The 18,582-nt window shown below is 29.8% G+C and carries 21 protein-coding genes; 18 read left to right on the top strand and 3 right to left on the bottom strand.

The features are described 5' to 3' along the window. The first annotated feature begins 3 nt into the window (after window positions 1-3). From pknB to spoVM, 6 genes are all read left to right on the top strand, one after another. Entirely contained in the window at window positions 4-1,977 is a 1,974-nt protein-coding gene (pknB, locus tag CUEA01_RS07895) for a Stk1 family PASTA domain-containing Ser/Thr kinase (protein ID WP_329603987.1), read from the top strand. A gap of 18 nt (window positions 1,978-1,995) precedes the next feature. Beyond that, window positions 1,996-2,862, top strand: coding sequence for a ribosome small subunit-dependent GTPase A (rsgA, locus tag CUEA01_RS07900; RefSeq protein WP_234121106.1), 867 nt, complete (start codon window positions 1,996-1,998; stop codon window positions 2,860-2,862). Next, window positions 2,859-3,512 (top strand): ribulose-phosphate 3-epimerase, encoded by a 654-nt coding sequence (rpe, locus tag CUEA01_RS07905; RefSeq protein WP_234121107.1) that lies wholly within the window; start codon window positions 2,859-2,861, stop codon window positions 3,510-3,512. The genes rsgA and rpe overlap by 4 nt, the downstream gene beginning before the upstream one ends. Continuing rightward, on the top strand, window positions 3,512-4,147 hold the full coding sequence (locus CUEA01_RS07910; RefSeq protein ID WP_234121108.1) for a thiamine diphosphokinase: 636 nt from the start codon (window positions 3,512-3,514) through the stop codon (window positions 4,145-4,147). Before rpe ends, CUEA01_RS07910 begins: the two co-directional genes overlap by 1 nt. A 159-nt stretch (window positions 4,148-4,306) precedes the next feature. Beyond that, the gene (locus tag CUEA01_RS07915) at window positions 4,307-4,480 is read left to right on the top strand and encodes a hypothetical protein (protein ID WP_234121109.1); all 174 of its coding nucleotides are present in this window, start codon (window positions 4,307-4,309) and stop codon (window positions 4,478-4,480) included. Window positions 4,481-4,552: 72 nt separating this feature from the next. Next, window positions 4,553-4,627 carry a stage V sporulation protein SpoVM gene (spoVM, locus tag CUEA01_RS25275; RefSeq protein WP_407929249.1) on the top strand — a complete coding sequence of 25 codons (75 nt, stop codon included), beginning with the start codon at window positions 4,553-4,555 and terminating at the stop codon, window positions 4,625-4,627. Window positions 4,628-4,677: 50 nt separating this feature from the next. On the opposite strand, the gene rpmB is transcribed toward spoVM, so the two are convergent. Beyond that, on the bottom strand, window positions 4,678-4,869 hold the full coding sequence (gene rpmB, locus CUEA01_RS07920; protein ID WP_053240813.1) for a 50S ribosomal protein L28: 192 nt from the start codon (window positions 4,867-4,869) through the stop codon (window positions 4,678-4,680). A gap of 202 nt (window positions 4,870-5,071) precedes the next feature. On the opposite strand from rpmB, the gene CUEA01_RS07925 reads away from it, so the two are divergent. The 6 genes from CUEA01_RS07925 (at window position 5,072) to CUEA01_RS07950 (ending at window position 11,071) form a co-directional block, all read left to right on the top strand. Further along, window positions 5,072-5,419, top strand: a complete 348-nt coding sequence (locus CUEA01_RS07925; RefSeq protein WP_234121110.1) for an Asp23/Gls24 family envelope stress response protein — start codon at window positions 5,072-5,074, stop codon at window positions 5,417-5,419. A gap of 13 nt (window positions 5,420-5,432) precedes the next feature. After that, window positions 5,433-7,076 (top strand): DAK2 domain-containing protein, encoded by a 1,644-nt coding sequence (locus tag CUEA01_RS07930; protein ID WP_234121111.1) that lies wholly within the window; start codon window positions 5,433-5,435, stop codon window positions 7,074-7,076. Between the two features lie 67 nt (window positions 7,077-7,143). Continuing rightward, the gene (gene recG, locus CUEA01_RS07935; protein WP_234121112.1) at window positions 7,144-9,180 is read left to right on the top strand and encodes an ATP-dependent DNA helicase RecG; all 2,037 of its coding nucleotides are present in this window, start codon (window positions 7,144-7,146) and stop codon (window positions 9,178-9,180) included. Window positions 9,181-9,441: 261 nt separating this feature from the next. Beyond that, window positions 9,442-10,005, top strand: a complete 564-nt coding sequence (rsmD, locus tag CUEA01_RS07940; RefSeq protein WP_234121113.1) for a 16S rRNA (guanine(966)-N(2))-methyltransferase RsmD — start codon at window positions 9,442-9,444, stop codon at window positions 10,003-10,005. 2 nt (window positions 10,006-10,007) lie between these two features. Then, window positions 10,008-10,508 (top strand): pantetheine-phosphate adenylyltransferase, encoded by a 501-nt coding sequence (gene coaD / locus CUEA01_RS07945; RefSeq protein WP_234121114.1) that lies wholly within the window; start codon window positions 10,008-10,010, stop codon window positions 10,506-10,508. 38 nt (window positions 10,509-10,546) lie between these two features. Further along, entirely contained in the window at window positions 10,547-11,071 is a 525-nt protein-coding gene (locus CUEA01_RS07950; RefSeq protein WP_234121115.1) for a hypothetical protein, read from the top strand. Here the strand turns inward: CUEA01_RS07950 and ylbJ are convergent. Next, the gene (gene ylbJ / locus CUEA01_RS07955) at window positions 11,054-12,199 is read right to left on the bottom strand and encodes a sporulation integral membrane protein YlbJ (protein WP_407929250.1); all 1,146 of its coding nucleotides are present in this window, start codon (window positions 12,197-12,199) and stop codon (window positions 11,054-11,056) included. The two genes, CUEA01_RS07950 and ylbJ, sit on opposite strands and share 18 nt — an antisense overlap. Before the next feature lie 74 nt (window positions 12,200-12,273). Continuing rightward, complete coding sequence (locus tag CUEA01_RS07960) at window positions 12,274-13,482, bottom strand: nucleotidyltransferase (RefSeq protein ID WP_234121117.1); 1,209 nt, start codon at window positions 13,480-13,482, stop codon at window positions 12,274-12,276. A 234-nt stretch (window positions 13,483-13,716) separates the two neighbouring features. Between CUEA01_RS07960 and pta the strand changes: the two genes are divergently transcribed. From pta to acpP, 6 genes are all read left to right on the top strand, one after another. Next, window positions 13,717-14,718 carry a phosphate acetyltransferase gene (gene pta / locus CUEA01_RS07965; RefSeq protein ID WP_234121118.1) on the top strand — a complete coding sequence of 334 codons (1,002 nt, stop codon included), beginning with the start codon at window positions 13,717-13,719 and terminating at the stop codon, window positions 14,716-14,718. Window positions 14,719-14,736: 18 nt separating this feature from the next. Then, a complete protein-coding gene (locus CUEA01_RS07970; protein ID WP_234121119.1) occupies window positions 14,737-15,942 on the top strand; it encodes an acetate/propionate family kinase in 1,206 nt (401 codons plus the stop codon). A gap of 158 nt (window positions 15,943-16,100) precedes the next feature. Continuing rightward, window positions 16,101-16,601, top strand: a complete 501-nt coding sequence (locus CUEA01_RS07975; RefSeq protein WP_234122146.1) for a YceD family protein — start codon at window positions 16,101-16,103, stop codon at window positions 16,599-16,601. Between the two features lie 14 nt (window positions 16,602-16,615). Next, the gene (gene rpmF, locus CUEA01_RS07980; protein ID WP_234121120.1) at window positions 16,616-16,801 is read left to right on the top strand and encodes a 50S ribosomal protein L32; all 186 of its coding nucleotides are present in this window, start codon (window positions 16,616-16,618) and stop codon (window positions 16,799-16,801) included. Window positions 16,802-17,096: 295 nt separating this feature from the next. Then, window positions 17,097-18,110, top strand: coding sequence for a phosphate acyltransferase PlsX (plsX, locus tag CUEA01_RS07985; RefSeq protein ID WP_234121121.1), 1,014 nt, complete (start codon window positions 17,097-17,099; stop codon window positions 18,108-18,110). 155 nt (window positions 18,111-18,265) lie between these two features. Next, window positions 18,266-18,499 (top strand): acyl carrier protein, encoded by a 234-nt coding sequence (acpP, locus tag CUEA01_RS07990; protein WP_234121122.1) that lies wholly within the window; start codon window positions 18,266-18,268, stop codon window positions 18,497-18,499. Window positions 18,500-18,582 lie beyond the last annotated feature (83 nt).

Below are 18,582 nucleotides of genomic sequence, written 5' to 3' on the forward strand. Positions count from 1 at the left end.
AAAATGATAGGAACTGTTCTGAGTAATAGATATAAATTAGAAGAAGAAATAGGTGTTGGTGGTACAGCTGTTGTATATAAGGCAAAGGATATTTTATTAAATAGAAATGTTGCAGTTAAAGTACTTAAAGGTGAATTCTCAGATGATGAAGATTTCGTAAGCAAGTTTAAAAGGGAAGCTACATCAGCAGCAAGTATATCAGATACAAATATTGTTAATATTTATGATGTTGGAACTGAAGGCAAGATAAACTATATTGTTATGGAATACATTGATGGAAAGACATTGAAAGAAGTAATAAAAGAACAGGGTAAAATTGGACCTAAAGCATTAGTAGGAGTTGCAATTCAAATTTCAAAAGCTTTGGATTGTGCTCATAGGAATAATATTATTCATAGAGATATAAAGCCTCATAATATAATGGTTACTAAAGAAGGGCTTGTAAAAGTAACTGATTTTGGCATTGCAAAAGCTTCAAATTCTGTAACTATAACAAGTACTAATAAAGTATTGGGTTCGGCACATTATTTATCACCAGAACAAGCACAAGGAAAGCAAGTTGATTGCAGAACGGATATTTATTCTTTTGGAATTGTGCTTTATGAAATGGCAACAGGTAAGGTGCCACATGATGCAGATACACCTGTTTCTGTAGCATTAAAACATATTCAGGAACCTGTTGATCCACCTAGAAATTTAAATGGTAGTATACCAAATTCACTTAACAATTTAATCTTAAAATGTCTCGAAAAAAATCCTGCCAGCAGGTATCAAAGTGCTAAAGAGGTTTTAAGTGATCTTATAAAAATAAAAAATAATTTAAATATTGACGAGTTTCAAGATGATAGTATGGACGATGAATATACTAGAGTTATGGAACCTGTAAAGATTAAAGATAAAAAGGAACCAATAAATAAAAATATAAAAAATGATGATGATGATGAAAATGATGATGATGAAGATATTGATGATTTAGATGATAAAAGTTTAAAAAATAAGGGCAGCAAAATTAGTGATAAAAAGAAGAAAATACTAATTGGCTCAATTATTGCTGTTATTTTAATAGTAGGTTCAGCCTTAGCATTTGCAATTGGAGCTGGTTTGCTTAGTAATTCACCTTCAACCAAAAAAGTTGCAGTACCTAGTATAATAGGAAAGACAAAAAGTGATGCAACTGATGCACTTAACAAGGTTAACTTGAAATTAGAGGTTGCTGGAACAACTAAAAGTGATAAGCCTAAAGGGACTGTAGTAGCCTGTTATCCAGATGAAGGCACAGAAGTTTTAGAGAATTCAACTGTAAGAGTTAATATAAGTTCTGGACCAGAAACAAAAACGCTGCCTTCACTTCAGGGTATGAGCTTAAGTGATGCAAAAGCGGAAATTTCAAATGATGGATGTACTTTAGGAAATGTTTCTTATAGTAATTCAGATACTGTTCCAAAAGGATGTGTAAGTTCACAGAATCCACCAGAAGGAACTGATATAACTAGTGGTATGAAAATAGATTTAGTTATAAGCAATGGACCTAAACAAGATACAGGGGTAACAGTACCAGATGTGAGCGGCAAAAGTGCTGCCGATGCACAAAATATTCTATCATCAATGAACCTTGTACCAAGTATTAAATATGAAGATACAACGGATCAATCCAAAAACGGAATTGTTGATACAATGACCCCGGGTGCAGGAAACACAGTAGCTAAAGGCTCACAAGTTATTATTTTTGTTTGGAGAATAAATGCTGCGGCTAGTTCAAATACAAATACTCAGCAAACAGCGTCAAGTAACACTAACAGTAGCGGTACTAGTCAAAGTGGTGGAAGTAATACTTCTGCTTCTGGATCAAACGGTCAAAGCGGGAATACTACTCAACCTTCTGGAAATAATACTACTGGTGGTAATAATACTACTGGTAGTAACACCACTCCGCCAGCTTCAAATACACAAACTGGCGGACAAAATGGCAAAAAATAATTAAACTAAGGAGTAATTATGCAGGGAATTATAGTTAAAGGAATTGCAGGATTTTATTATGTAAAAGTTAATGATCAAATAATTGAGTGTAAAGCTAGAGGTAAATTTAGATATAATTCCTTGTCTCCAATTGTAGGTGACAAAGTACAAATATCTATTGATAATGAAAAAGGTGTAATTGATAAGATTGAAAAGCGAATTAATGAATTAAAAAGACCATCTGTGGCAAATGTAACTCAAGCTTTTATAGTATTCGCACTTAAAAACCCGGATTTTAACAGAAACTTACTAAATAAGTTTCTAATTTTATGTGAGCATGAAGGGATACATCCCATTGTATGCTTTAATAAAATAGATTTAGCAACTGAAAAAGAAATTGATGAAGCTAAAGGGCTTGTAGAGTTAGCTGGGTATGAATATATTATGATTAACGCTAAAAAGGGAATTGGGATGGATACTTTAAAAGGTAAGCTAAAAGACAATGTCACGGTAATCAGCGGCTTATCTGGAGTTGGAAAATCTACAATGTTCAATTCTTTAGTAGAAAAAGAAGCAATGAAGGTTGGAGATATTAGTGAAAAAATAAAAAGAGGTAAACATACTACAAGGCATAGTGAGCTTATAGAGGTTGCAGATGGATTTTTGGTTGATACACCTGGTTTTTCATCTATAGATATTAATTTTTTGGAAGTGCAGGAGCTTAAGGAGCTGTTTCCTGAATTCCTATTGTATAGTCATATGTGTAAGTTTACAGGATGCTTACATTATAAGGAACCATGCTGCGAAGTTAAAAATGCAGTAGAGCAAGGCAAAATTCATAAAGATAGATATGAGTTTTATATAAATACCTTGAATGAATTGAAAGATAGGAGGAAATATAAATGATGAAATTATCCCCCTCAATTTTATCAGCTGATTTTTCAAAATTGGGTGAAGAAATTAAAGCTTTAGATAAAAGTGGTGCTGATTTTATACATATAGATGTAATGGATGGGATGTTTGTGCCAAATATAAGTCTTGGTTTACCGGTAATTAAAAGTATAAGGCCATATACAAACTTGCCATTTGATGTACATTTAATGATTGAAGAGCCTTCAAGATATATAGAGGAGTTTGTGAATGCGGGTGCAGATATTATAACTGTACATTACGAGGCAGATAAGCACATAGATAGAACTTTAAATTATATAAAAAGTTTTGGAAAAAAGGCAGCAATTGCACTTAATCCAGGTACACCAGTTTGTAATATTAAGGATTTGATTGGATTAGTAGATATGGTAGTTATTATGACTGTAAACCCAGGATACGGTGGTCAGAAGTTTATTGATTATACTTTAGATAAAATAAAGGAAGTTAAAGAATTATCGAAAGAATTTAATAAAGATCTTTTAATAGAAGTAGACGGTGGAATAGCTTCAAATAATATAAAAAAGGTATTTGAAGCTGGAAGCAATGTAGCAGTAGCTGGTTCCGCAGTTTTTAAAGATGGTAAGATAGAGGAAAATATAAAGTTGTTAAAAGGAAGTATTGGATAATGAAAGCTGTTATTATTTCAGGGGGCACGGAACCATCTTATGAAGTATTACATAAAGAACTTAGAAATTGTGATTTTTTAGTGTGTGCTGACAGTGGTGCGAATTGTATCTATAAATATAAAATTAAACCTAATATATTAATAGGAGATTTTGATTCTGCAAGTAATGAAGCACTGGAATACTACAAAAAAAATTGCGCTGATATCATTAAATTTCCTCCAGAAAAAGATTTTACAGATACAGAACTTGCTTTAAAAGAAGTTTTAAAATTAGAAGTTTCTGAAATTGTGTTTCTAGGGTGTACAGGAACAAGAATAGATCATTTATTTGGAAATATTGGACTTCTTAATAGATGCTTGGATTTAGAAATTAATGCATTTATTAAAGATGATAATAATGAAATGTTTATTATTAACAAGGAAAGTACACTGAGAGGCACAAGAGGAACATTGTTTTCTATACAAGCATTTGGTGATGAGGTTAAAGAATTATCTATTATAGGTGCTAAATATCCTCTAAAAGACTATAATTTAAAGTTTGGTGATCCAAGAACAGTATCCAATGAGTTTTTAGATGAAGATGTTACAATAAGTTTTAAAACCGGAAAGGTTATTGTAATGAAATCAAAAGACTAATAAATTTTATAAATTGATATATGACTTTAACACTAATAATTGGTTAAATGTAGATTTGAAACAATTATTAGTGTTAAAGTCTTTTTTTTATTATTAAGGACATCTTTTCTAGTATGAAGCATATAATATTAGTAAATTACTAGTGGGGGTGTTTCTATTATGTCAAAAAAATGTAAATCTAAGTTGAATCAAAATATTTTGGGAGTAATAGCGGCCTCTGTTGGCATTGGAATATTAATTACTGTTATTATACCTTATGTAGGATGGATAATTGCCGTTGGTGGCGCATTAATATATATTGGATGGTATTTAATAGAGCACTGCCATAAATAGGAGTTAAGCTGCATATATATGTATTGGAATACAATTTATATTATGTGGTTTAAAATAGGAGGGAAATATTAAATGAAAATAGTTGCAATAAAACTTCCAAAATTTTTATCGAAAATAATTAAAATATTTGTAAGGAAAAAAAATTAAACATATGAGTCAATAAAAAAAATGCAATTGTTAAACAATTGCATTTTTTTTTATATTGCACGCTGCACTTTTCCTGAACGTAAGCATCTAGTACATACATGAATAGTTTTTGGAGTTCCATTAACTACAGCTTTAACAGTTCTTATATTAGGAAGCCATGTTCTTTTAGACTGATTGTGAGCATGGCTATATTGTACACCAGCTACAACACCTTTTCCGCATATATCGCATTTTCTTGACATTGTATACACCTCCCTTAAATATGTTAAAAACATATTTCAAACAAAATACATGTTATATTCTATCATAAAATGCACAAAATATGCAATAGCAAATTAAATTGTTATTATAAATTTTAAGAAATTAATATTTAAAAATATTGAATAATTGCTTATTTTAATATAAAATTGTATTATGTGCTTATTAAGTAAGGAGGAATTTAAAATGATGCAGATTTCCAATGAAAATGGTTCAATCAATTTTTCTGTGGAAACACTTGCCAATATAGTAGGGGTATCAACCATGGAATGCTATGGTGTGGTTGGAATGGCTTCTAAAACTGCCAAAGATGGTTTGTGGGAGCTTATAAAAGGAGAGAACCTAAGTAAAGGTGTAAAAATAAATTGCAAGGATGAAAAATTGAGCGTTGAGTTGTATATAATAGTTGAATATGGTACTAAGATATCTGTTATAGCTAATAATATAATTCAAAAAGTAAGATATAATGTTGAAAATTATACAGGACTAAAAATATCAAGTATAACAGTAAATGTGCAAGGCGTAAGGGTCTAAGGAGGTACTAAAATTGGAACACTTAACAATAGATGGGCATGATTTTTACAACATGGTTGTTAATGCCTGCAATAGACTAGAAGAACAAAAGGAATTTGTAAATTCACTAAATGTTTTTCCAGTACCTGATGGTGATACAGGAACTAATATGTCTATGACTTTTAGAAATGCAGTCATGGAAATTGAAGATTTAAAAAATGAAACTATAGATGTTATAGCTAAGAAACTTGCAAAAGGTGCACTTATGGGTGCTAGAGGAAATTCCGGAGTAATATTATCACAAATATTAAGGGGAATTTCTAATGGAATTGGAAATTCAGAAAAAGTTAATAGTGCTGAGTTTGCAAAGAGTATAATGGAAGGTTCAAATTTTGCCTATAAAGCTGTAATGAGACCAACAGAAGGTACAATCTTAACAATAATAAGAAGTGCTGGAGAAAGCGCTTTAAAGAGCAAAAAAACAGATATAACAGAACTACTAAGTGAAGTGTGTGAGTTTAGTGAAGAAATGCTCAATAAGACACCGGAAATGCTCCCAGTTTTAAAGAAAGCAAAAGTGGTTGATTCTGGTGGAACTGGGCTTTTAATTATACTAAAAGGAATGTATGAAGCTCTCGAAAAAGATATAGAGGCAGAACTTAATGGAGAAGTATTAATAAAAGGAACTACAACTACTAAAGCTGCAGAAACTGATATAAATGAAGAAATAAAATTTGGTTACTGTACAGAATTTATAATACATTCAAACGATAAAGATGTTACGGGGTTTAGAAATGAAATATCTAAGTTTGGAGATTCAATGGTAGTAGTAAATGTTGATGATATAACTAAAGTTCATATACATACAAATGATCCTGGACTTGTTTTATCAAAGGCAGTAAAAATTGGAGAGCTTTCAAGAATAAAAATTGATAATATGAGGGAAGAACATAGAGAAGTTCTTGAACTTAAAAATGCAGAAGCTTATGATTCAGAAAAAGTTACTGAAGATGACGAAATAAAAAAATATGGATTCATTTCAGTTGCCTTAGGAGAGGGAATAAGTAATATATTTAAGGATTTAGGTGTCGATAGGGTTATAGAAGGTGGGCAAACTATGAATCCTAGTACACAAGATATACTTGCATGTATTAACAATATTAAAGCAGAAAATATAATAATATTCCCTAATAATAAGAATATTATTATGGCAGCAAATCAGGCAAAAGATTTAACAGATAAAAAAGTTTTTGTAATACCAACAACAACAATACCTCAGGCCATTACATGTTTAACTGAGTTTGATTATGAAGCTGAAGCTTTAGAAAATGTAACAAAGCTTACAGAAACCATGAAGAGCGTTAAAACTGGATCTATAACATATGCTGTTAGAGATACTGAAATTGATGGGAAAGCTATTAAAGAAAATGATATTTTAGGACTGATAGAAGGTAAAATTAAAGAAGTTGGAAATGATGTTTATGATGTTTGCGAAAAAGTTATAGCTGATTTAGCTAACGATGAAGCAGAAATAATCTCTGTTTATTATGGAAAAGATTGTGATGTGGATAAAGTTAACAGTCTAGTAGAAAAGCTTGAAGAAAAATATGCTGATATAGATGTTCAATGCAGCAGTGGACAGCAACCGCTATATTATTTCATTGTATCAGTAGAGTAATATATAAGAAAAGCAGCATGCATTGTGCTGCTTTATTTATTTATATAGTATTTTGGAGTGAAGTATTATGAATATTAATAATGATATTTCTAAATTAAAGGGTATAGGACCCAAAATGGCAGAAAAGCTAAATAAGTGTGGCATATTTTCAGCAATGGATTTGTTATTGTATTTCCCAAAATCCTATGATAATATATCTGCGTCATCAAATATAAATGAAATTGAAGATGGCGAGAAGGTAGTAATAAAATGTAAACCAATAAAGCTTGAAAGGGAATTTAGATCCAAAAGTGGCAAGCTAGTAACCAAAATGATATTTTCAGATGGAAATAATAATTTTTATGGTATGTGGTTTAACCAGCCATATATAAAAAGCAAATTTAACTTTGAAAACTTTTATACAATTATGGGTAAGGTAAAAAAAACAAATAAGGATATTACAATAAATAATCCTATAATAGTAAATGGGGAAAATTTAAATGAAAAAAAGATTGTTCCCAGATATCCACTTACAGGGACCATTAAAAATACATTTTTTATTAGAATAATATTTGGTTTGTTGCAAGAAATTAAAATAAAGGAAAATATGCCAGAGTGGATTATTAAAAAGCACAATTTTTTTGAGCTAGATAGAGCACTTAGAGGAATACATAGTCCTAAAAATACAGTTGAATTAAGTGAGAGTTTAAGAAGATTAAAATTTCAGGAGCTCTTTACGTATTCATTAAAGATGTTAATGCTTAAAGAGTACATTAAAAATAACAATAAGGGTTTTGCATTTAAAATTTCACCGGAATTAAAAGAACTAAAAGAAAAATTGCCTTTTGAACTTACAGAAGCACAAAATGTAGTTATAAGGCAAATTTTATTAGATGAAAAGAAACCAAATTCAATGAATAGGCTTGTTCAAGGTGATGTTGGTTCGGGAAAAACTATAGTTGCTTTAATAGCTCTTTTTAATGTTATAAAAAATGGATTTCAGGGAGTACTTATGGCTCCAACGGAGATACTTGCAAACCAGCATTTTGAAGAGGCAAATAAAATATTTAATGATTTTAATATAAAAATTGAACTTTTAACTGGAAGCGTATCTGAAAAAAAGAAAAATGAAATTAAAGAAAAATTAAAAAAAGGAGAGGTAAATCTAATAATAGGAACTCATGCTCTCATAGAGGATAATGTGGAATTTAATAATTTGGGTATGATTGTCACTGATGAACTTCATAGATTTGGGGTAATGCAGAGAAATAAGTTATTTAATAAGGGAAATAATGTTGATGTGCTTGTAATGACAGCAACACCAATTCCGAGAACTTTATCATTATATTTATATGGAGATTTAGATGTTTCTATAATTGATAAACTTCCGCCGGGAAGAAAAAAAGTTGAAACTTATTATATTAAAACTGAGCAAAAAAGTAGAGTGTATAATTTTGCAGTAAATCAAATAAATGAAGGAAGACAGGTATACATAGTTTGTCCTTTAGTAGAAGAAAATGATAAGTTGCAGTTAACTTCAGTTGAAAATTTATTTAATGATCTTAAAGAAAGTTATTTTAAAGATATAAGTATAGAGATGATTCACGGTAAAATGAAACCTAAGGATAAAGATGAAATTATGAAAAAATTTAAAGAAGGAAAAACAAAGGCTTTAGTTTCAACAACCGTTATAGAGGTTGGAGTTAATGTTCCTAATGCCAGTGTTATGATTATAGAAAATGCAGAAAGGTTTGGACTTGCACAGCTCCATCAACTTCGAGGTAGAGTTGGAAGAGGAGAATATAAATCATACTGCATATTAATAGCAAATCTTAAAAACAAAGTAGCTGAAAAAAGAATGAATATACTTGCTTCAAGTAATGATGGATTTTATATTTCTGAACAGGATTTAAAATTAAGAGGAAGCGGAGAAATGTTTGGATTAAGACAAAGTGGAAATAATGAGCTTATATTATCAGATGTCATTGAAGATATACAAATTTTGAAGGAAGCAAATGAAGAAGCAAGAAAACTTATAGAAAGTAATAATGAAGATGATATAAAAATTAAATTAGATATCTTTGAAAAATTAAAAACTACATCTAAGTACATTTGCTTTAATTAAAGATAAAACTATTGAAACTTAAAAATTAATTTGTACCAAAATGCTATTTTCTCAGCATTATGGTACAAATTGATTTTTGTAGTTGAAACGTTTTATCTAGAGATATACCATTGTGAAACTTTAAAGTTAATTTTTGTGTATTATACAACAGATTTTTAATGAAATTTGTGCTATAATGTGAGTTAAATTAAATTTTTTGTATGATACACATAAATATGATAAAATATTAACGAAAATTTGTTCCGATTAGGAGGAAAAACAATGCGAATAATTTCAGGTATTGCGAGAGGCAGAAAAATATTATCACCTGATGATGGGATGGAAACAACTAGACCTACTTTAGATAGAGTAAAAGAATCTATTTTTGATATAATTCAAAATGAAGTTCCGTATGCAGTTGCTTTAGATGCTTTTGCAGGAACTGGTAGCTTAGGATTAGAGGCTGCAAGTAGGGGGGCAAGTGAATGCTATTTAGTTGATAAAAGCCCAATAACATATCCACTTCTTAAAAAGAATGTTGAAAATTTAAAATTTGAGAGTGTTTGCAAAACATTTAACATGGATTCATATGAAGCACTAGAGATGTTTGGAAATAAAAACAAGCAGTTTAGTTTGATTTTTGTGGATCCTCCATATTGCAAAAATATGATTCCACCAGCAATTGAAATTATAGGTAATAAAAAGCTTTTAGAAAAAGATGGACTTATAGTTTGTAAAATAGATTCATCAGAAGAAATTTATGTTGGAAATGACATTATTAAACTTACGAGGCATAAAAAATATGGAAATACAACCATATGTCTTTATAGGTACAAGGAGGACTAAAGATGAAAGTAGCAGTATACCCTGGGAGTTTTGACCCCATAACAAATGGACATTTAGATATAATAGAGAGATCTTCCAAGGTTTTTGATAAAGTATTAGTTGGAGTTCTAGTTAATCCTGAAAAAGAGGGATTATTTACAATCGAGGAAAGAGTAAAACTTATTGAAAGAACTATAAAACCTTATAGTAATGTTTATGTTAAGAGTTTTAATGGATTACTTGTTGATTTTATGAGAGAAAATAATTCTAATGTTATGGTAAAAGGACTTAGAAGTGTTGCAGACTTTGAATATGAGCTTCAAATGTCACTTATAAATAAAAAGCTCGATCCTAATGTTGAAACTGTATGTATGATGACTAGTTCAGAATTTTCATTTTTAAGTTCAACATCTATTAAACAGGTAGCTCTTTTGGGGGGATGTATCAAAGGACTTGTACCTGATGAAATTGCAAAAGATGTTTCTAAAAAAATTGCAAGTAGAAAGATAAATCAGCATTTATAGATAAGTAGATAAATAATAGTGTTTAGGGGGAAGATGCAATGAATATAATAAAGCTCTTAGAGTATCTTGAAGAAATATTAGATACTTCAAGTAAGTTTCCGCTTTCAAATAAAGTGGTAGTTAACAAAAAAGAAATGCTGGATATAATATCTCAGATTATGAATGAACTTCCGGAAGAGTTTAAAAAAGCTCAATGGATAATTACCGAAAAAGAGAAAATTTTAAATGATGCTATTAAAGATTCAAATGCAATAAGAGAGCAAAATTTAAAAAGCATACAAGAGGAAGTTGAAAATCATGATATAACAAGAGAGGCGCAAGAAAAAGCACAAAATATCATTAATGCTGCAAAAGATGAGGCAAATGATATAAAAATTGCCTCTGTTGAATATGCGTATAAACTTTTAACAGAAGTTGACAAGCAAATTGATATACGCAGAAATGAGGCAATTAAAAGAGTTAAGTTTGATATGGAACAGTTTGCAATGGATATTCAAAATGATTTCACTGGAGTAAGAGAAATTATAAGTGAAAATGTTGACGAACTAAAAAAACTTAAATAATATTTTTTTAAATTTATTTAATATAAAAGGACTTATAAAAATTAATAATATTAAAATGTAATATCCAAAGTTAAATTTATTTGAAGACATATTAAAAGTATAAGTTGTTTCGTGTAAATAAAAAATTTTTGTGAGGATAAAGCAAATAATGCCGCCTATTATACCTTGAAGAAATTTCCTGAATATAAACTTTGTAGGGGAGATTTTGTACTTTCCTATAAAAGAATAAATTTGAGATAGTATTGAGAATCCCCCAAAGCACAGTAAAAAACTTAATAAAACTACTTTTAATTCTACTGTAATTTGTGAAGAAGATATCAAAAAAGAACCATTTGTCATTTCTATGCACCCAAGTATCATGGATTTAGCTACAGGGTTATTTATTTTATTAAATAAAAAGTTATTTTTCATTATGCCAATAAGTACAGAAAAAATAACTATAAAGCCCATTAATTGAAGAGATACTTGAAGTGCATTTTCAATGCTTTTTTTTATTGAAATGCCAAAGTTAGCGTTTAAACTTTGTTTAGTATCATTATATTTTCGAGTACTTTTTTTGTGTGGATTACAAGGTAATATGATTCCCATTATTATGCATGAAAGATAGCAAGAAATTAGAAGTATGTATCCAAGAAATTTATTTTTTAGCATTGAACTACCTATAGAACCAACAATAAAAAGTGGTCCGGCGTTTGATGCTATATTTACAAGCCTTTCGAAATCATCAAAATCTATTAATCCATTCTCATATAAATCACAAGAATATTTGGCACCTAAAGGATAACCGCATAGTGCACTTATAGCAAGTATAATTGAAGCTGATTTTGGTAATCTTTGAGGCTTACAGAGTATTCCGAGCAGTTTTGAATAAATATTAATTCCATCATAAGCAATTATTAAATTTGATAAAACCATAAAAGGAAATACGTATGGAAAAACTTTGAAGAAGAATAGTTTTGCACCATTTATTGAAAAGGTTATACATACCTCGGGATTAAAAATAATAAAAAGAACTATTAAGGAACAAACAGTGATTACTAAATAATTAACAATCTTTGTAGGTGTTACATTCCTTAATAATATAAATAAGGTAATAAATATTGATATTAATATCCCAATTAAAATGATCAAATTAGAAAGCTCCTCATAATAATATTTACTTAAATAATATATTTAAAATAAAAGCAAATATTACATCTAATTTAAATAATAACTGGTTTTTTTAAATAATCTTCAAATATATCTACTGAGCCATTTATTAGGCTATATGCCATAGTTGCTTTTATATCTAGATCTAAGGTTTCGTTTAAGTTTTTAGGTACTTTTATTATTGTAGGAATTGAACTCTTGTTTTTCATTTCCTTAAGAAGCTTTTGACCAGTGCTATTAAAACCTAAAACTCTAGCATAAGGACATGGAAGTTTTCTTAAAATTTCTGTGTTATAACAGTCAAAACCAATATAGAGTTGATTTAGTATTCTTGTTATACGTGTATAAGTATATCTCTTAGTTTTAATGGAGTTTACTGCAGAAGACATATCAGAATTCTTAGAAAAGGAACCAAAAATTTTATTGTGAAGACCTTCTGAAATATCTGGTATGTTTTTTAAAGAATTTTTATCTGTAATTATTTTGTATTTTACAAAGTTGAATATTTCATCAAGAAAAGTGAGGTTTTTAATATTAGCCTTTAAAGCTTGTAAAGATGGCTCAGGCATAATATTCTCCAAGTTTTTTATATCACCTAAGTTTTTTAAATGATTTCTTATAGAAGTTGCACTTGGAAGGTTAGTGATATTAGAATCATTGTATGAGCTCCCAAGTCTTTTTATGGTATAAGACTCAATGTTGCTATTAAGTTTTTTTAAGCTTTTACAGTATTCAATGCCTAAAACATTATTTGGAGAAGTCATAAGGCTGTTTATAAGGTCGTGTGAAATTGAGTTTTCAAAACCTTTAGTGAATTCTGTTATTGAATTCATTCTTGCGGCTGGAAATGAAAATCCTTTGTCTAAATAATATTTTAACAAAGTTTTATATTCAATGGGTTCTTTGTTAAGTATATCTGCAATAAAGTTTATTATTTTAGTATCACCGATTTCACTTCCAAAGCAGACGTTATCTATAATACCTATGGAATTTAAAAGACTTATTGCACCATAAGCAAAAAATTCAGCTGAAGATAAAGCATAGATGCAGGGAAGCTCAATTACAAGATCGATTCCAGAGTAAAGGGCAGCTTTCGCTCTACTCCATTTATCAATTAAAGCAGGTTCTCCTCTTTGAACAAAATTTCCGCTCATTACACATACAATGGCATCACTTTTGCATATTTTTTTTGTTTGCTCTAAATGATATATATGACCATTATGCATAGGATTATATTCAGTAATAATTCCAGTTATTTTCAAAAAAATCACCTCGCTAAATTATTATAACACAATGCATCAAAATTTTATTATTATTAAATTTTTGGCATTTAAACTGAAAAGTCAGAAAATAATGATTTTTAGCTGTATAAAAATTTTTTGAATTCAAGTATTGAAAAATATGTTATAAAGGAGTTATATTATAAATGGCGTATGAATGAATAGATGGAAATAACTGAAAGACACGTTTGCTAAATTTGAAGGGAGAAATAAAAAATGGATTTAATGCAAAGCATATTAGAAAGCGCAAAAAAAGATAAAAAAAAGATAATATTGGCAGAAGGAGAAGAAAGAAGAAATTTAATAGCAGCACATAAAATCTTAAAAGAGGGAATAGCTGATTTGGTGCTTGTTGGAAATGAAGAAAAAATAAAAGAATATGCAAAATTACTAAAAATCGATATTTCTAAAGCTGAGATAATGGACCCTCAAACTTCTGAAAAGACAGAAAAATATGCGGAAGAGTTTTGTGAACTTAGAAAGAAAAAAGGAATGACAATGGAAAAAGCACAAAAAATGGTTAGAGATCCATTGTATTTTGCTACTATGGCACTTAAAAATGGTGATGTAGATGGGATGGTTTCAGGAGCTATACATACAACTGGCGATTTATTAAGACCAGGGCTTCAAATAGTTAAAACTGCACCTGGAGTTAAAATTGTATCAGGATTCTTTGTAATGATGGTTCCAGATTGTGAGTATGGTGAAAGTGGACTTTTATTATTTGCTGATTGTGCAGTTAATCCAAATCCTACAGCAGAGGAATTGGCAGATATTGCAATTACAACAGCAGAAACAGCAAAAAAATTATGTAATCTTGATCCAAAAGTTGCTATGCTTTCTTTCTCAACAATGGGAAGTGCAAAGGGAGAATTAGTTGAAAAAGTTATAAAAGCCGTTGAAATAGCAAAACAAGAAAGACCAGATTTAGATATTGATGGAGAATTACAATTAGATGCTGCAATAGACATTGAAGTAGCAAATTTAAAAGCACCAATGAGCAATGTTGCTGGTAAAGCAAATGTTCTTGTTTTCCCAGATTTACAAACTGGAAATATTGGATATAAGCTTGTTCAAAGATTTGCAAAGGCAAAAGCCATAGGACCTATTTGCCAAGGATTTGCAAAGCCAATAAATGATTTATCAAGAGGTTGCAGTGCAGAAGATATTGTTCACGTTGTTGCAATGACAGTAGTTCAAGCACAAAGAGGAATATAATTTTTAGGAGGAGAATGTATGAAGGTTTTAGTTGTTAATTGTGGTAGTTCTTCACTCAAATACCAATTGATTAATATGGAAAGTGAAGAAGTATTAGCAAAAGGATTAGTTGAAAGAATAGGGTTAAAAGGCTCTGTATTAACTCACAAGGTTAATGGAAATAAGTATGTTACAGAGCAAGATATGGAAGATCATAAAATAGCTATAAAACTTGTACTAGAATCTTTAATCGATAAAGATCACGGTGTAATAAAAGATATGAATGAAATATCTGCTGTTGGTCATAGAGTAGTTCACGGTGGTGAAAAGTATGCAAATTCAGTTCTTATAGATGCTGAAGTTATGAAGTCAATTGAGGATTGTGCAAAACTTGCACCTCTTCATAATCCACCTAACCTAGTTGGTATAAATGCATGCAAGGAATTAATGCCAAATACGCCTATGGTTGCAGTATTTGATACGGCATTTCATCAAACTATGCCTGACTATGCATATATGTATGGAGTTCCATATGAATATTATAAAAAATATGGCATAAGAAAGTATGGTTTCCATGGTACATCACATAGGTTCGTTTCAAAGGCAGCAGCAGATTTCTTAAACAAGGATGTAAAGAAATTAAAAACTATAGTATGCCATTTAGGAAATGGTGCTAGTATTAGTGCTGTTAATGGTGGTAAATCTGTAGATACAAGTATGGGCTTTACACCTCTTGCAGGACTTATGATGGGAACAAGAAGCGGAGATATAGACCCAGCAGTAGTTACATTTTTAATGAAAGAATTAAATAAGACACCAGAAGAAATGGATGCTATTTTGAATAAAAAATCTGGAATCGCAGGTATTAGCGAAATTAGTAGTGATATGAGAGACATAAAAAAAGGAGTTTATGAAGATAATAACGATAGAGCAAAACTCACTTATAATATGTTCCACTACAGAATTAAAGAGTATATAGGTTCATATGTAGCAGCTATGAATGGTGTTGATTGCCTAGTGTTTACAGGTGGTATAGGAGAAAATTCAAATCAAAATAGACATGAAATATGCACGGATATGGATTATTTAGGTATAAAAATAGATGAAAAGAAAAATGATGAAGCAATAGGAATAGATATGGATATAAGTGCTGCAGATTCAAAAGTTAAGGTGCTAGTAATTCCAACAAATGAGGAATTAATGATTGCCAGAGATACTAAAGATATAGTAACTTTACTAAAATAAAACTTGACTTTTTTCGCGTGTGTTTATATAATAAATTGTGGTTTTACTCATATTGGATTATTTATTGAGTTAATAAATTCTAGGGAGGGAAATTTGGCTTTACTCGAGTTTAGTAGGTAAAATTGACTTGCTAATCATGTGATTTTAGAGTAGCTTATATTATGATAAATATTTCAGATTTGATTAATAGAAAAAGTGAAGAAAAAAAATTAAATTTAAAGCTTGACATTGAAAAGTTTAGTGATGGTTTTGAAGAATACGAAGTTTTAGAACCTTTAGTTTTAGATGGCTCTTTAACTAGAATTGGGGATATATTATATCTTGATTCAATAGTAAAAGGCGTTATTAATCTTGAATGTTCGAGATGTCTTGAAAAATTTCCTTATGTTGTAGATTTAGAAATACATGAAAAACTCACTGATAATCCAGAAAACAAAGATGACGAGATTATCTTTATAAATGATGATGAGTTAGATATTTGTGAAATTGTTGAAAACAACATTATAGTTTCTCTTCCAATGAAAAGATTGTGTAAGGAAGACTGTAAAGGGTTGTGTTCTATATGTGGTGTAAATTTAAATGTAACTACATGTAATTGTCATGAAGAAAACATAGATCCTAGGCTTGAAAAGCTTAAAGATTTGTTTTCAAACCATTAAGGAGGTGTTTAACAGTGGGAAATCCAGCTAGAAAGTTTTCTAAAGGTAGAAGAGATTCAAGAAGAGCTCAAACTTTTAAATTAAGTTTACCTGGAATAGTAGAATGTCCAAATTGTCATGAAATGAAACTTGCTCACAGAGTTTGCAAGAAATGTGGATACTATAAAGGTAAAGAAGTTGTAGTTTCTGAAACAAAATAAAGGAAAGTCATATGACTTTCTTTTATTTTTTAATTAAGGATATACCATTGTGAAACTTAAAATTTATTTGCACCAAAATGATGTCTTCTAGGCATTATGGTGCACATGAATTTTAATAGTTGAACTGGTATATCTATAATGTGACTTCTTAAGAAACATATGCAAGTTTAATATGGTTTAAATACTATTTAATCGTTAATGAAATAATCCAATTGTACTGATTTTAATAAGCCATACACAAAAATTAATATTATTTTAAAACATAGAATTATTAATATAAAAAAGAGGTGTTGGTATGGTAGTTGTTGTTGATGGAATGGGTGGAGATAATTCGCCTCATGAAGTTGTTAAGGGCTGCGTTGATGCTGTAAATGAGTATAGTGATGTTAATATAATAATTACAGGTCCTCATGATAAAATAAAAGAAGAACTTGATAAATATAAATTTAACAATGAAAAAATACAAATACTTGATGCACAAGATGTTATAACAAATAATGAACATCCTGTAATGGCAATTAAAAGAAAGAAGGAATCTTCTTTATATAAGGCTATTCACCTAGTTAAAGAAAATAAAGCTGATGCTGTTATATCTGCGGGAAGCACTGGAGCTTTAATGGCAGGGGCTACGCTTATTGTTGGCAGAATTAAGGGGATAGATAGGGTAGCTTTATCACCGCTTATGCCAGGAAAAAATGGCCCTTTTATGGTTGCTGATGCAGGTGCAAATGTGGATTGTAAACCTCAATATTTAGTTCAATTTGCACTTATGGGGAAAATATACCTTGAAAGTGTATTAAATGTTAAAAATCCAACAATAGGACTTGTAAATATAGGTTCAGAAGAAGAAAAAGGAAATGAACTTACGAAAACTGTACATAAGATGCTTAAAGAAACAGACTTCAATTTTGTAGGAAATGTTGAGCCAAGGGATGCATCCAATGGTGATGTTAATATACTTGTTTGCGATGGTTTCGTTGGTAATACTATGCTTAAAATGTACGAAGGTGTTGCTTCAAATATTTTCAAAATGCTAAAAGATGAAATAATGTCAAGTACAAGATTTAAAATAGGTGGATTACTTTTGAAGCCAATATTTGAAAAATTTAAGAAAAAGTTTGACTATGCAGAATATGGTGGGTCGCCTTTTCTTGGGTCTAAGGGTATAGTTATAAAGGCACATGGTAGCTCTGATGCACGAGCATTTAAAAATGCTATAAGACAAGCCAAAACTTGTTATGACAACGATATAATTAATAAAATTAGTGAGCAACTTGAAAGCATAGAAAATACTGAAGAAAAAGCTTAAAATTGGATATAAATTTCAAATAGCAATATTATAATTTAATAAATATGTTTTGATTTCAAAATTTTTTTTGAATAATAGGCATAAAATAGGGATATAAATATTGACGATAGACTTTATATGTAATATTATCATTATAGAGTTAGGGAGGTGAAAGTATGATTTTTGAAAAAGTAAAGAGCATAATAGCTGAGCAATTAGGAGTAGAAGAAGAGGAAATAAAAATGGATTCTTCTTTTGTTGATGATTTAGGAGCTGATTCCCTTGATATTGTTGAATTAGTAATGGCATTAGAGGAGGAGTTTGATATAGAAATACCTGATGAAGATGCTGAAAAAGTTTCAATAGTTGGTGATGTTGTAGAGTACATAAAAGCTCATACAGAGGAATAAGATGAGTCCCGTATAATGCGGGACTTTATATTTTGAAATAAAGTTTATTATTGAAATTATTTAAAGATATACCATTATGAAAG

It is taken from the genome of Clostridium hydrogenum (assembly GCF_021432385.1).
In the GTDB taxonomy this organism is placed as follows: Bacteria; Bacillota; Clostridia; order Clostridiales; family Clostridiaceae; genus Clostridium_S; species Clostridium_S hydrogenum.